The sequence below is a fragment of the Psychrobacter sp. NPDC078501 genome, assembly GCF_044900935.1.
In the GTDB taxonomy this organism is placed as follows: domain Bacteria; phylum Pseudomonadota; class Gammaproteobacteria; order Pseudomonadales; family Moraxellaceae; genus Psychrobacter.
The window spans coordinates 51,427-66,426 of record NZ_JBJDOS010000006.1 but is presented as its reverse complement, the minus strand read 5'-3'; the positions used below and the strand labels follow the sequence as shown (position 1 = coordinate 66,426).

The window sequence follows — 15,000 nt, the reverse complement described above, 5'->3', positions numbered from 1 at the left end:
AAAGTATTGCTAGGGTAGGTGTTTGAACAGCTTACCCTATTTTAAGTCCTCAACCTTTATCACAAAAGGGTAGGCTTAATAAGCAGCTTGCTTACCCCAGTCGTAGATGCCGCGTTTGTAGGCACAACCGATCAAGAACAGACCAATAATTATCATTGGGGCGCTTAGTATCTGACCTTTGGTCATCCAACCTAGCAAAATAAATCCTTGGTCGATGTCTGGCTGGCGGAAGAACTCAATGATAAAGCGGCTAAAGCCATAACCAAGCATAAAGACACCGGTCACTGCCATCCGAGGACGGGGTTTCGATGAGTACCACCACAAAAATAGAAACAACAGCAGACCTTCTGCAAGGGCTTCATACAATTGCGACGGATGACGAGGCAACAGGTATTGGCCATTGACTTCAGTCATCAGATCTTGTAGCGCAGGGTTAGCTTGTAGCTGCTGCATATCAACGCTAGCGGCCTGCGGGAAGTAGGTCAACCAGTTGTAGCCACCATCAGAAACGCGGCCCCATAGCTCGGCATTGATATAGTTACCAATACGTCCGAACAATAAACCAGTTGGTACACAGGGAACGACAAAATCGAGCACTTGGAAAGGTGTCTTTTTATATTTGCGGGCAAAATACAGCATACCCAACATGACACCAATCAGGCCGCCATGGAATGACATACCGCCTTCCCAGACCTTGAACAGATAGGCAGGGTTTTGGAGTAGCTCACCGAACTGATAAAATAATACATAGCCGACACGGCCACCTAATATCACACCAAGTGCGCCAAAAAACACTAGGTCTGAGACCATATCTGTCGTCCAGCCTTCACGCTTGGTACTGCGGTACCATGCCAGTCCGTAGGCGGCGGCAAATGCCAACAAATACATCAGCCCATACCAATGGACTTCGACAGGTCCAACTGCTAATGCTACAGGATCGTACTGAGGATGAATCATCATAAGGGCATCATAATATTGATAATAAAATGCTGACTATAATAGCAAATTTCGTTCGCTGGGCATACATAATTGCTATGACGCCAATCAGAGGGTATTGGTAATGTGAGTTTTTGAAATGGCACAGAATATATAGGCTAAGAGTCAAAAAAGATAAGAAGTGAGGTGAAAAAAGTGACTTTAATTAGAGAGTGTTTTCGTGATGATATGTAATCTTGGTAGCTAGCAGCTTAGGATAAGAACGCTATTTTTAGCGTTATCAAGCGTTCGCTACCAAGTTGTATTATTACATCTATTATTAAAAAAGATCAGATGGCGACCAAATCTTGTACGTTATTTTCGACCATCGTGTCACCTGCGCCTTGTGACACTACCTTACCACGTGATAGTACGGTGTAATTGTCAGCAAGCTCTTCGGCGAATTCATAGAATTGCTCAACCAGTACAATGGCCATATCACCTTTATCTGCTAGGTCTCGTAGAACTCGGCCAATATCTTTGATGATAGAAGGTTGGATACCTTCAGTTGGCTCATCTAAAATGAGCACAGTCGGCTCGGAGGCTAGGGCACGGGCGATAGCAAGCTGCTGCTGCTGACCACCAGACAAATCACCACCGCGCCGATGCTTCATCTCATCGAGTACCGGGAAAATATCGTATAAATGCTTGGGTACGTGTTTGGCCTTACTGCGTGAAAACTTGGCCATACCAATTAATATGTTCTCTTCTACGGTCAGTGTCGAAAAAATATCGCGTCCTTGTGGTACATAAGCCAGCCCTGCTCGGACACGTTGCTCGGGAGACATCTTGCTGATATCTTTATCATTGAGCAAAATCTCTCCTGATTTAATCGGTAGTATCCCCATCAGGCATTTAAGCAGAGTAGTTTTGCCCACGCCATTGCGTCCAAGTACCACGCTGCATGCGCCTACGGGCGCTGTAAACGAGACGTCTCGTAAAATATGACTGCCGCCGTAATACTGGTTGATATCGTTCACTTGTAACATGGCTGTCTCCTAAACTCTAAAACTTTTTTAATATTTTAAAGGGAATATTCGTTTGGCTCGTCTAGATGATTTTTTCGGCTATCGACCTAAGTAGGACTCAATCACTGCTTCATTGGCTTGTACTTCAGCTAACGTACCTTCAGCCAAAATCGCCCCTTGTGCCAATACCGTGACTTTTTCACTGATGGCATCGATAAAGGTCATATCGTGCTCGACTACTACTAAAGTGTGGTTCTTTTTAAGCCGTAGACACAGCTCGGCTGTATGTTCTGTTTCGGCATCGGTCATACCTGCCACAGGCTCATCAAGCAGAATCAGTTTGGGACTCTGCATCAGCAGCATGCCAATCTCTAACCACTGTTTCTGCCCATGTGAAAGCAAACCAGCGGGCTTGTTGATCTTATCGGTCAGGCGGATTTGTTGTAGGGTCGCGTCGAGGGTATCGCGAGTATCGGCATTGAGTTTGTTGAACAAGCTTTTAACCACCCGTTTGTCTTTTGGCGCAGCAAGTAACAAATTATCCATTACCGTAAAGTTCTCAAAGACAGTAGGTTTTTGAAACTTACGGCCGATACCCGCTTCAGCGATTTCTTCAGTAGATAAGCTGGCAAGGTTATGAGTTTGACCAAAAAACACGCTGCCTTCGGTAGGGCGGGTTTTACCTGTAATGACATCCATTAGTGTGGTTTTGCCAGCGCCGTTGGGGCCGATGATACAGCGTAGCTCGCCTTCTTCGATATAGAGCGACAAATTATTAAGTGCGCGAAACGAGTCAAACCAAACGCTCACATCTTCTAAATACAGAGCAATACCATGGCTAAAATCGACGCCTGATTTTTTGGGATGACTGAGACCGTCACGTCCATCAGTATGATCATATTCGGATAGCGCTTTGGTCGATTGTTCAGTCGATGAGGACTTCTCGTTTAGCATTATTGTTTCTCCTTTTTGAATCGATCGAACAAGCCCATAATGCCATTGGGTAAAAACAATGTCACGACGACGAATAGCCCGCCTAATATCAACAGCCAAAATTCAGGGTAGGCGACCGTAAAGTAGGTTTTCACAGCATTAACCACACCAGTTCCTAAAATCGCGCCAATTAAGCTTCCTCTCCCACCAGTCGCTACCCAGACGGCTATCTCAATTGAGTTGACAGGGTTCATCTCACTCGGATTGATAATGCCTACTTGCGGTACGTATAGGGCACCTGCGATACCAGCGATGACTGCGGATAATACCCAAGCGGATAGCTTGTACCACAACGTACGGTAACCTAAATACTGCAAGCGGTTTTCGCTGTCACGAATGGCACCAAGTACTCGACCATAAGGCTGATTCATTAAATGACGCAAACCCATATAAGAGACTAATAATGCTACGGCCGTGACAAAGCACAGCATTGAACGAGTAGAGGCAGCGGTAATGTCATAGCCGAGTAAGGTGGTAAAACCAGTAAAACCATTGTTACCACCGAAACCTGTCTCATTACGGAAGAATAGTAAGGCTGCCGCATAGACCATAGCCTGGGTGATGATAGAAAAATAAACGCCTTTAATTTTTGAGCGAAAGGCAAAGAAACCAAAGAGAAAAGCAACCAAGCCAGGCACTAATACAACCAGTGCGACTGCCCACCAAAAATGCTGCGTGCCAGCCCAGTACCATGGCATTTCGGTCCAGCTCAAAAAGCGCATAAAATCAGGAAGCGCGTCGCCAGCAGTCTCACGTGTTAGGTACATGCCAAACGCATAACCCCCTAAGGCAAAGTACAGGCCATGTCCCAAGCTCAAAATACCGGCATAGCCCCAGACGAGATCTAGTGCTAAAGCCACCATCGCTAGCGCCATGATTTTGCCAATCAGGGTAATCCAGTAGGCTGAAAGGTGAAAGGCTGAGGTCTCTGGCATAAGATGTAGCCAAGGCAGTATCAATAGTATGGCAAAACATAAGCCAATTAAAACAGCACTACGCGGCTTATCAGACAGTAATTTGGTCAGTATCATAGGAGTCTCCTTATTCGACAAAGCGGCCTTTGAGTGCAAATAAACCTTGTGGCCGTTTCTGAATAAACAGAATCACAAGAACCAACAATACAATCTTTGCCAATACCGCACCGATACCAATCTCGAGTATCGTACCGCTGACTCCAAGTCCTAAGGCGGCTAGTACTGCACCCCATACTTGGCCAACCCCGCCAACGACGACGACCAAAAACGTATCAATGATATAGGTTTGTCCCAAATCAGGACCTACATTGCCTACTTGGGCAAGGGCACAGCCAGCCATACCAGCCAGCCCAGATCCCAGACCAAATGCCATCATATCGATACGTGCAGAAGGAATACCAACAGCACGCGCCATTTGACGGTTTTGGGTAACGGCTCGTATAAATAATCCAAATCGCGTTTTGTTGAGTAAGTACACCAGTAGCGCCACGATAATGACGGTAAAGCCAATAATGGCGATGCGGTTGTAAGGAAGTACCAAGCTTGATGACACCTGATACGCACCGCTGAGCCATGCCACGTTACTGACTTCAACGTTCTGCGCACCAAAAATCATCCGAACTAATTGCATCAAAATCAGACTGACGCCAAAGGTCGCTAACAAAGTCTCTAGCTCACGACCATATAATGGACGAATAACAATGCGCTCAATAATCATACCGATGACAGCGCTGACTAAAAAAGCAGCTGGAATAGCAGCAAGCAAATACCAACCTGCCATATCTGGCATATAAGCTTGAAAGAAGTTTTGTACCATATAAGTGGTATACGCGCCAATCATGATTAGCTCACCATGCGCCATATTGATGACGCCGAGCAAACCAAAAGTAATGGCGAGACCAAGTGCCGCTAGCAGTAAAATGCTGGCGGTACTCATACCGGTGAAGATATGACCCGTCCATGTGCTGATCTCGATACGGCGTGACACGCTAGATTCAGCATCGATAAGCGCGGCTTTGAGCGAGGTATCTAAGTTATCCGCAGCGAGGGCAGACTCGATATCGACCAAAACTTGCGGATTATCACTATCTGCAAGTAGATTGACCGCTGCAATCTGAGTGGGCAGGTCACCGTTTTTGAAATCAATACGAGCTTGTAGTGCCGTTAGTGCTTTTTGAACTTTAGCGCTGTCTTCATTTGCCGCTGCTGTCGTAATAATGGCTGGATCTACTTGGTCAATATTATCGGCCAAAATCTCTACAGCCTGCAGGCGCTGTGCTGGCTTGTCAGATGCTAGTTTTACCTTGGCTTGACCAAAGATGAGCGCTGAGCGAAGGGCATTGGTTAGGGTGATTTGTGATAAATCACTTGGCCAATTGTCAGTCTCTTTTTTATCAGGATAAGTAAATAGCTGATCATCTGCATTGAGCAGATACGTTTGCCCACCGTTGCCTTGATATAGCTCATCATTGGCAATGAATTCAACCAAACTATCTAAACTCTCAACGGATCCTGGCCAACCACTTAGCATGGCTTGGCGCTTACTAAAATCGCCGGCCACAAATTGTTGAATGGCATCGCCTGAACTTGTAGAAGTTGCTGTTGAAATATTTGAGGTGCTGACTTGAGTAGAAGTGGCTACGTTGACAGGTGTGACCAAAGATTGCTCACTATGAGCGATATCCGTATCGTGGTCATGTACCTGACCATCATGATCCGCATATGCTGTGGTGGTGAAGGTTGTTATGCATAATGCCATCAATGCAAGTAATCGCAGAGGCGCATAAATTGAAAAACGAGGCGCATACTGCATGACTTCACTGGCTGATGCTTGTGGGTTACTACCATTTTTGGACGATGTTGGCCCTACAAACGGGCGTAAAGTATGGTGCGGCATGTGCGGCTCCCTGTTTTTCACAGACAACAAACCCTTAGCCACTACTGCTTAACGGATTAAGCGATAGAAGAGTTGATAAGGTTTGGTGTTATTTAAAAGTTGAGAATAAGTGTTGAAAATAAATGTGAAAAGTAGGCTTTAGGATTGTTATTAGTGTCGTTTATCCATCCGCCTACTATTCAATGACTATCCACGTGCTTTTCAGTGCTGATTTATTTAGGGAATAGCCTATTTAGGAATGTACTCGCTCCATGGCTGGGCTTGGATGACTTCTGGCGTTTTGAAAATCGTATCAAACTGTCCATCGGCACGAATTTGTCCAATCATGACAGGCTTCCATAGGTGATGATTTTCTTCATCCATTTTTAATGTATAACCTGAAGGTGCGTCGAACGTTTGTCCCGCCATGCTAATACGTACTTTATCGACATCAGTCGTACCTGCTTTTTCGACAGCTTGCTTCCACATGTTGATACCGACATAAGTAGCTTCCATTGGATCATTGGTCACGACTTTTTCAGCATTCGGTAGTTTTTGGTCCAATGCATACTGCTTATAGCGTTTGGTGAAGGCACTGTTGGTTGGGTTTTTGATCGACATGAAGTAGTTCCACGCCGCCAAATGCCCTTGTAGCAGACTGGTATCGATACCGCGTAGCTCTTCTTCACCGACTGAGAATGCCATGACTGGAATATCTGAGGCTTTGATACCTTGGTTCGCTAGTTCACGATAGAACGGAACGTTTGAGTCGCCATTGATGGTCGAGATAACCGCGGTCTTTTTGCCCGTTGAGAACTTTTTAACGTTAGATACGATGGTTTGATAATTGCTGAAACCAAATGGCGTGTACTCTTCCATTATGTCTGCATCAGCCACACCTTTCGATTTCAAAAATGCCTTTAAAATCTGGTTGGTAGTGCGTGGATAGACGTAATCAGTACCTAACAGTACAAAGCGCTCTGCACCGCCGCCTTCTTCACTCATCAAGTACTCTACTGCTGGAATGGCTTGTTGGTTTGGTGCCGCACCAGTGTAAAAAATGTTTTCTGACTGCTCTTGTCCTTCGTACTGTACTGGATAGAACATCAATCCGTTTAACTCTTCAACCACAGGTAATACGGATTTGCGTGATACTGATGTCCAACCGCCAAAGATAACATCTACTTTGTCTTGAGTAAGTAGCTGGCGGGCTTTTTCAGCGAATAATGGCCAATCAGAAGCAGGGTCGACGACGACTGGTTCTAGCTGCTTACCAAGCACGCCGCCATTGGCATTGATTTCATCAATCGTCATCAACGCGGTATCTTTTAGAGAGGTTTCAGAGATGGCCATGGTGCCAGACAGCGAATGTAGTATGCCGACTTTGATAGTGTCGCCATCAGCAGCAGGCTCGGTGGTTGTTTCTGTGCTGGTTTCAGTGGTTGTCTCTGTCGATGCTGCAGTTTCGGCAGGTTTTTGACAACCAATAAGACTTAAGCTGCCAACGACGGCCACCGCTAGTAACGAAAAACGTGATTTTATTTTTCCGTGTGATTGAGGGTCTACTACTTGAGTATTGGCTAAAATTGGTAACGAAAACATGGACATCTCCTAATAAATGCAAAAGGTAAAATAATGTTCCTGAACACTCATTAAGAGTTCAAGTTCCGTGCCAAGTTAAAAAAGCCAATAATCGAGTAATAATTGAGCAATAATTAAGTTCTGATTAATATATTCATTAATTTAGTGCAGGGTGGTTAATAAATTGCACCATAAAGGGGAGATGAACAAAAAAATGGTGCAATACAGAAAACCAAATTTTTAAAATTGAAGAGCTACCATATGAAGAGATTTAACACTAAAGGCGCTGTTTACTAAAAATGCTGTCTGCCAAAAGCATTTATTGCCAAAGACCTGCAAAACGGCTACGGTAATATCTCTAAGATAGTTACTATTTTGCACGTTGAGCCAATGCGTGTCTGCCATGATGGATTTTACTGCTAAGGAATGATGTATGAACGCACAATTAACGGATTCGCCTGTCTCAACAGGGCATGGCAGCGTATTGCCGCCACTTAATCAAATGACCAGATTTGCTATCTTGCCATTTGTACTTGGTAGTAGTGGCATCTTGGGATTGTCTTCGGCACAAGCAGCAACCAGTAGCGTCGAGCAAGTGACCATTTATCAGGGGCTGGCGAGCGTGACGCGCGCATTGCCAGTCACAGGTAGCGGTGAGCAAATGGTGGTGTTTTCGTGCTTGTCACCTTATATGGATAAAGAAAGTCTAAGCGTACAGGCGACAGGTAGGGTCAATATTGGGGAAGTCAGTATCGAAGAGCTGACAGGTGAGCAGGCAGCCCAGTGCCAATATCAAGGTGACGCCAAGGTACAGACGCAGCAAAATACTCTAGCCAATATCAATGCTGAATTAGAAGCAGCACGGTTAGCAAAGGCTTACTTGCAGAATTTGACCAAAGCCACGCAAGTCAATACAGACAGCACGATTGCCAATAATGCCCGCGATATAGAAACTCAAGCGACCAGTCTTAACCAAAGGATTTTAGAGATTCAACAGCGACAAGCGCGTGCCCAAGACGCACTGAATCAACTGATGGCAGGTAGCGCGACATCGACCTTTAACAAGGTGACACAGGTGAGTGTACGTACGGCAAGTCGCTCGCCAAGTAGTATTAAGTTGCATTATCAAGTGCAAGGTGCAGGTTGGGAGCCTGCGTATCAAGCTCGTCTAAACACAAATAGTGAGCAGTTAAGTATCACAGCTTCTGCGATTATCGCTCAGCAAACTGGCGAGAACTGGACAAACGTACCACTGACACTTAGCACCGTGAACCCCAATCAAAGTACGACGGGGCAATTGCCGTATGTGCAGCGTCTATCATTGTATGAAGAGAGCGAAGATGCTCGAGTAAGACGTGAGCTACCTATGATGGATGCGTCCCCTGTTATGATGGAAGAGCCTGCTTATAACAAAGGAGCAGGGGTAGCTATGGCACCGCTACCTAATTTTAGGGTCAGTAGCCAAAATAAAAATGGCATTATCGAGTATCGTTTACCGCAGTTGGTCAGTATTCCGAGTGACGGGAGACGCGTACGCACAGTGATTGGCGAGCAGACAGGTAATAGTAAGCTTTGGATTCGCAGTACGCCAAGTGTTGAGACTGCTGCCTACTGGTATGCGTCAGCGCCGTTTTTGACGCCGGACTGGGTCGATGGTTCGCTACAGTTGTACCGTGATGACAATTATGTGGGTCAGTCGCGTTATAATTATCAAGTGCTAAAGGAGCAGGGGATTGGATTTGGTCGTGACTCAAATATGCTCGTAAAAGAGCTGACCAATGAAGATAAGCAAGGTGAAAAAGGCGTGCTAAACCGTACGCAAACACTGACGACTACCAAGGCCTATCAGTTTACCAATCAGCACAATCGCAACGTACGCTTGCAAGTACTGGGCAGTGAACCTATCAGTCGTGACGATAGTTTAAAGGTTACGGTGACGCATACGCCGCCTGTCACTGAGCGAGATTGGAATGACAATCAAGGCATGGTAGCGTGGGAGTTTGACTTACCAAGTAAACAATCACAAGTAATACGTTCAACCTCCCAAATTAGTTATCCTGCTAATAAATTACTGACTGGCAATTAATAAGTACTGCCTATAAAGGCTAACTTATTAATAGGTAAAGTCAGAAATAATATTTTTGCCTTTATTAAAAATTACCTGCATAACGAAAATTATTATAAAAGGAAAGCTATGTGTATTGTCGCTATTGCTTGGCAATTATTTGATGAGTTACCGCTGGTACTACTGTCTAACCGTGATGAGTTTTTGCAGCGTCCAACTGAGCCGCTCCACCAGTGGTCTGACCAACCTATTTATGCTGGACGCGATAAACAAAGCGGTGGTACGTGGTTAGGCATTCATCAGCAAGCATCGCCAGCGCAGAGTCCAGAGTATCATGAACAAAATGGTCGTTGGGCTGCGGTATTGAACTTTCGCGATGGGGTGCAGGCAAGCAGTGATGAGCGCTCACGTGGTGCGCTGGTCACTGAATTCTTGACAGGGACTTTAAGTCCGATGGATTTTGCACGGCAGATTGATTTGCAGGATTATGCGGGTTTTAATCTGATTATTGGTGACGCTGCGCAAGCTGTGATCGTCAATAATCGTGGTCATGTACCCACGCCATTATATGCAGGTCTACATGTTATCTCTAATGGTCAACCAGAGGACAGTTGGTTTAAGACAGAGCAGTTGCGCGGGCGACTACGTCAAGAAGTGCTGCCATTGATTGCAGAGGATAGCTCGCCTGCGTACTGGCAAGTGGCGGCTTTTAATGTCTTGTCAGATAGTACCAAAGCACCAGAAGACAAACTGCCTGTGACTGGCGTGGCATTTGAAGTGGAGCAGATGTTATCGTCTGTTTATATTGAACCCGTCGCTTTTGGCGATACTGAAACTAGCAAACCTACTTATGGTACCCGCACTCAAAGCATCTTAACGTTGCGCAAAGAGAGCGATGCAGATTGTATTGCTAATATGATTAGCCGTGAGTTTGGCAATCATAATCGTAATCACTGACAATGACTGTTAGTAGATAATAAAAAACACCCACGGTAATTGCTAATATTCTAGCTACTATCGTGGGTGTTTTGCATTGTACTATTGAGTGACTCATTACATAAGCAAATGATTATTTTGCTCAGGAATGATCAGCTCTTGCTTTAGCGGGAGTTCGCGTACCAATTCTTGTAAGGCACGACGATAAACGCCTCGTTTAAAGTGAATCACTTGTCCGAGTGGATACCAGTAGCTGACCCATTGCCAATGATCAAATTCAGGTTTCCCTTCATCAAAGCGGATATGTTGAGTATTTGGCTCATCTAAGCGTAGCAAAAACCATTTTTGTTTTTGCCCAATACATAAGGGATGCTGACCATGACGTACATAACGTTTTGGCAAACGATAGCGCAACCAGTCTTGCGTGACTGCCAATAAGTCTACGTGACGCGGATGTAAGCCGACCTCTTCCCAGAGCTCGCGATACATTGCATCCATCGGCGTTTCCCCGCGGTCGATACCACCCTGCGGAAATTGCCAAGCGTTGTGACCAATACGTTTTGCCCACAGAACCTGCCCTTGTGTATTTGCCAAGATGATGCCGACGTTGGCGCGAAAGCCGTCTGCATCTATCATGACTAAACCTTTTAATTTGTTTAAAAATAGCTTGTTTTGACTTGAAACCGTGACAGCAATCGTAATTATTATAAGGTGATTGTTATCGATATCCGCTCAAAACAAGATTCATTACCGTTATTAAACCAAGAAACAAGCAAAATGTGTAACAGTATTTTGCTATAAAATGTTTCACGAGTTTTACCTTTTAAAATCAACTATTTATAAGCAAACTTTTGTAGGTTTTTATACAGTATTTTTAGGCAAGTGTCGAAGAGTAGTAATAGGCGTATGGACGTACGATTATTCAGTAAAATATCGAACTCCACTATTTCGATATGTATAAAGTGGTAAAAGTACAGATTTCACTGGTGAGTTAGCAGCAAAACAATGAGCCTATAAAATCTTGCTTTGGCTTATGCTACACTAGCTGGGCAATATATTATTCACACAATAATAATAGGCAATACGCCATTTAAAATAAGGAACATCTACAATGTCAGAATCAAAAGCAAGCGTAATATGGCAAGAGAACAAAGCCTTTATGGGTGTGTCACCATCAGGACATAATGTACAAATCGATGCTGATAAAGAAAAAGGCTCAAGCCCAATGGAGCTCATTTTGCTAGGACTAGGTGGGTGTGCCAGTTATGATGTCGTAGAGATTTTACAGAAATCACGCCAAGCAGTGACGGATGTACGTTGTGAGCTAACCGCCCAGCGCGCTGAAACCGTACCAGCGGTCTATACCGATATTCATATGCATTTCATTGTCACTGGTCAAGATGTCAAAGAAAAACAAGTCGAAAAAGCCATCCAGTTATCAGCAGAAAAATACTGTTCTGCCAGCCGTATGTTAGTAGCAGGTGGGGTCAATATCACCCATGATTTCGAAGTGGTTGCAGGCTAGGGACTTATATAATGATAAGTGCATTTTTTGAGTTGGTAACTGATAAAGTGGCGTCTGCCATTTTGGCCATGGTGGTAGCAAGTCTATTGCCATGGGCGGTGTCAATCGTTGCAAAAGTATCTGGTGGCTTTAGAGTCAGAAATAATGCACATCCTCGCGAATTTTTTCAAAATGCGACAGGCATGGCAGCACGTGCTAATGCAGCACAACAAAACAGCTATGAAACCTTGCCAGTATTCTTGGCAGCAGTATTGGTAGCTATGCTTTTCTTTGTACCGCAATCGATTATCAACGTATTGGCTTGGCTGTATGTGATGATACGAATTGGTTTTTGTGTGGCATATATTACTAATTTGGCAATGTTCCGCTCTATCCTCTGGGTATTATCAATGGCATGCTGTCTGATGCTATTTTATTTAGCGATACGAGTCAGTGTATAGCGCCACCCATCCATACTTATCAAATACATCAGATCAGAATAGGTGATTAATCTCGTACGCTTGCTTGTAGTGCGCTAATAATCACCGCTTTATTTTTTTCTCGTTTGATACCTTCCCACACTGTCTGCGCCTCAACATAGCCTTTGGTGAGCATACCTAGCCATTGCTTATAGCGTCCGACTAATACCACATCGTTCTTTGCCTCACCTTCCAAAAACTTAATCTGATGGGCAATCAAATCTTGCCATAATAATGTAGCCGTATTATCTCCGTTGTCAGCACTGTTTTCAGTATCATTATCAACCTGTGCCACTAAATCAGGACGTGTTACTGCACCGCGACCTAACATTAAGTGCTGTGTACCTGCTTGCGTCATACAGTTTTGCGCATGCTCAAAGTTCCAAATTTCTCCATTGGCAATGACTGGAATGGCGAGCGCATTAAAACTCTGGATTTTGTCCCAATAGGCGGGCGGCTTATAGCCTTGGGTCTTAGTGCGCGCATGAATGGTTAGCCAGTCGGCACCACTGTCGTTAATTGCGCCTCGGATATCATCCATTCGACTGGTGTCGGTATAGCCCAGACGAATCTTAGCTGATACTGGTATATGGGCGGGAACGGCTTGGCGTACGGCACTGATAATCTGATACATTGTTTCAGGTTCATCTAACAATACAGAACCACCGCGGTGGCTATTTACAGTTTTTGCAGGACAGCCAAAATTGATATCAATCGCAGGTGCACCAAGCTCGCAAGCATAAGTGGCGTTTTCGGCCATCAGCTGCGCTTCGCTACCCAAAATCTGTACATGAATGGGCGTACCAGAAGCCGTTTTGGCATCATGATGTAGTTCAGGCACATATTTATAAAAAACATGCGCAGGCAAGACGTGCTGAGTGATACGGATAAATTCACTGACTGACCAATCATAAGGACGGCCTAAGTCAGACGCAATTTGGGTTAAGATTTGACGCATTAATGGATCGGTTAAGCCTTCCATAGGCGCGAGCAAACGCACGGGAGCTGCAAATAACTGATTAATAGTATTTCGACGCGTTTGAAGTTGTTGGTTATTATTCATGCTGGTGATTCACTGCTAAAGGGTCACTATGAGAGATTGAATAAAACTTGAGGCTGACAAAGGTGGAGGGTAATTAAGTATTACCAAAAATCACTTTTTTGCCCGTCTGCAATCCGGAGATCAGGTCTTTAATATTATGAATATCCAAATTGCTTTGCGCGCGAGTACAGGCGACATAGAGCAGGCGCAACTCTTCTGGGCTAATCTTGACTGCATTAGTAGTCACATCATAGTAAAAATCATCATCTAGTTGTACTTTGCCCCACTCGAGCCCTTTGGCTTTATGAGCGGTGGAGATGACATAGTCAGCGTTTTCAATGCTGGTCAGACTATTGACCGCTTGGCTCAAGACATTGGTACCATGGTCATCGACCAGTTTGACCAGTGTTTTGAGATCGCTGCCCTCATTGGTTTCGGCATACTCTTGTACATCACCCCAATTATAAAAATATGCTAGCTCAGGAACACCGTAAGCTGATTTACCATTTTTTAAGTTTTCGGCTGCCTGACAGAATTTGAGCATACGGTCGGTATCCGCTTGTAGCGCCACGCGATGTCCGTGCTTTAGCCCTGTCAACAGTTGTGACATGGCAGCAGCATTGGTACGGCACAAAATAGCATCTTTTTTGCTATGTACCATGCCCTTATCGGTAGAAGACTGCTTATTCGGGTTACCTTTTAGCGGTACGTCCTCTTGTAGTGCTTTTAGTAGAGTATTGGCCACTTCTGCAATCGGCTCACCAAAGCGAAAAGATTGCGTCAATAATGTCTGCGGCAATGGCAACTTTTTCATCGCATTGACCGCGCCGCGCCATTCATAAATCTGCTGATGCGCATCGCCCACATAGATGACTTGTCTCGACTGCTGAGTCAAGATACCCATCATCAATGGGTCCGCATCCTGTGCTTCATCGAACAAGATAAAGTCCGCTGGAATACTAGGCTTAGATAGTGCCCAGAGCTTGAGATAAATATCATGGCCAATACCAGCAGGGTGACGCGCATCAATCGACTGTAACCAGCGCTGCTCGACAGCAGGGTAGAGCATCTCGCGTAACTGTTCTGCATCTGAGTCATCGAGCCAGCTTGGGAACAGTATGTGCCTTGGTGCAGGATAGCTGGCATGCGTGCTGCAAAAATTACTCACTGCGTCGCTGACGAACCGAGACAATCGTGCGGGTGTCAGCGTAATGTATTTATTAACCCCATCCATTTGCCGACGCACTTGCACAGGCTGTAGTCCCAAATCATCACCGAGGCGCTTGGGTGAAAAGCGCGGCAGAGATAGCTTGGCGGTAATATCACGAGCAACATGACGATACGCAAGTGAATGAAAAGTACGGCACTCTACATGTGGCGGAAACTTTGAACGAGCATCATTGGCAATCGCTTTGTTGAAGGCCAGATATAGTCCGCGGCCACGTAAGCGCTCACCAATTAGCTTGAGCGTCGTTGTCTTACCGGCGCCCGCATAAGCAACCACTTTAAACGACTTGTGATCCATCGCCATATTCAGCGCGCTCAGCTGCTCGTCAGTGGGATCGCTCATATAAGCTGGCATAGATGCGGACATAATAAAGCTACCT

General features: G+C 45.1%; 12 protein-coding genes and 1 pseudogene. 4 read left to right on the top strand and 9 right to left on the bottom strand.

Annotation, left to right across the window (positions count from 1 at the left end; translation table 11 throughout):
* Positions 1 to 75: 75 nt before the first annotated feature.
* The 6 genes and pseudogenes from lgt to urtA all read right to left on the bottom strand — a co-directional run bounded on the left by lgt (position 76) and on the right by urtA (position 7,388).
* Positions 76 to 960: a prolipoprotein diacylglyceryl transferase gene (gene lgt / locus ACI2IW_RS10730; protein WP_404693632.1), complete on the bottom strand. Its 885-nt coding sequence runs from the start codon at positions 958 to 960 to the stop codon at positions 76 to 78.
* Between the two features lie 305 nt (positions 961 to 1,265).
* Positions 1,266 to 1,964 (bottom strand): urea ABC transporter ATP-binding subunit UrtE, encoded by a 699-nt coding sequence (gene urtE / locus ACI2IW_RS10725; protein ID WP_101204888.1) that lies wholly within the window; start codon positions 1,962 to 1,964, stop codon positions 1,266 to 1,268.
* A 78-nt stretch (positions 1,965 to 2,042) separates the two neighbouring features.
* Positions 2,043 to 2,798: pseudogene (gene urtD, locus ACI2IW_RS10720) on the bottom strand (urea ABC transporter ATP-binding protein UrtD); the annotation flags it as partial.
* A 98-nt stretch (positions 2,799 to 2,896) separates the two neighbouring features.
* Entirely contained in the window at positions 2,897 to 3,967 is a 1,071-nt protein-coding gene (urtC, locus tag ACI2IW_RS10715; protein WP_404693631.1) for an urea ABC transporter permease subunit UrtC, read from the bottom strand.
* A gap of 10 nt (positions 3,968 to 3,977) precedes the next feature.
* A complete protein-coding gene (gene urtB / locus ACI2IW_RS10710) occupies positions 3,978 to 5,723 on the bottom strand; it encodes an urea ABC transporter permease subunit UrtB (protein ID WP_404693681.1) in 1,746 nt (581 codons plus the stop codon).
* Positions 5,724 to 6,035: 312 nt separating this feature from the next.
* A complete protein-coding gene (gene urtA / locus ACI2IW_RS10705) occupies positions 6,036 to 7,388 on the bottom strand; it encodes an urea ABC transporter substrate-binding protein (RefSeq protein WP_347163574.1) in 1,353 nt (450 codons plus the stop codon).
* 412 nt (positions 7,389 to 7,800) lie between these two features.
* On the opposite strand from urtA, the gene ACI2IW_RS10700 reads away from it, so the two are divergent.
* Together ACI2IW_RS10700 and ACI2IW_RS10695 are read left to right on the top strand one after the other, a co-directional pair.
* Positions 7,801 to 9,453 carry a DUF4139 domain-containing protein gene (locus ACI2IW_RS10700; protein WP_404693630.1) on the top strand — a complete coding sequence of 551 codons (1,653 nt, stop codon included), beginning with the start codon at positions 7,801 to 7,803 and terminating at the stop codon, positions 9,451 to 9,453.
* 108 nt (positions 9,454 to 9,561) lie between these two features.
* Positions 9,562 to 10,389 (top strand): NRDE family protein, encoded by an 828-nt coding sequence (locus tag ACI2IW_RS10695; protein WP_404693629.1) that lies wholly within the window; start codon positions 9,562 to 9,564, stop codon positions 10,387 to 10,389.
* A gap of 96 nt (positions 10,390 to 10,485) precedes the next feature.
* On the opposite strand, the gene ACI2IW_RS10690 is transcribed toward ACI2IW_RS10695, so the two are convergent.
* Complete coding sequence (locus ACI2IW_RS10690) at positions 10,486 to 11,004, bottom strand: RNA pyrophosphohydrolase (RefSeq protein WP_057761956.1); 519 nt, start codon at positions 11,002 to 11,004, stop codon at positions 10,486 to 10,488.
* A 475-nt stretch (positions 11,005 to 11,479) separates the two neighbouring features.
* Between ACI2IW_RS10690 and ACI2IW_RS10685 the strand changes: the two genes are divergently transcribed.
* A complete protein-coding gene (locus ACI2IW_RS10685; RefSeq protein WP_114701777.1) occupies positions 11,480 to 11,893 on the top strand; it encodes an OsmC family protein in 414 nt (137 codons plus the stop codon).
* An 11-nt stretch (positions 11,894 to 11,904) separates the two neighbouring features.
* Positions 11,905 to 12,333 carry an MAPEG family protein gene (locus ACI2IW_RS10680; RefSeq protein WP_394125067.1) on the top strand — a complete coding sequence of 143 codons (429 nt, stop codon included), beginning with the start codon at positions 11,905 to 11,907 and terminating at the stop codon, positions 12,331 to 12,333.
* A 46-nt stretch (positions 12,334 to 12,379) separates the two neighbouring features.
* On the opposite strand, the gene ACI2IW_RS10675 is transcribed toward ACI2IW_RS10680, so the two are convergent.
* Together ACI2IW_RS10675 and ACI2IW_RS10670 are read right to left on the bottom strand one after the other, a co-directional pair.
* The gene (locus ACI2IW_RS10675; RefSeq protein WP_404693628.1) at positions 12,380 to 13,414 is read right to left on the bottom strand and encodes a tRNA dihydrouridine synthase; all 1,035 of its coding nucleotides are present in this window, start codon (positions 13,412 to 13,414) and stop codon (positions 12,380 to 12,382) included.
* Positions 13,415 to 13,487: 73 nt separating this feature from the next.
* Complete coding sequence (locus ACI2IW_RS10670) at positions 13,488 to 14,987, bottom strand: UvrD-helicase domain-containing protein (RefSeq protein WP_057761950.1); 1,500 nt, start codon at positions 14,985 to 14,987, stop codon at positions 13,488 to 13,490.
* Between the last annotated feature and the right edge of the window lie 13 nt (positions 14,988 to 15,000).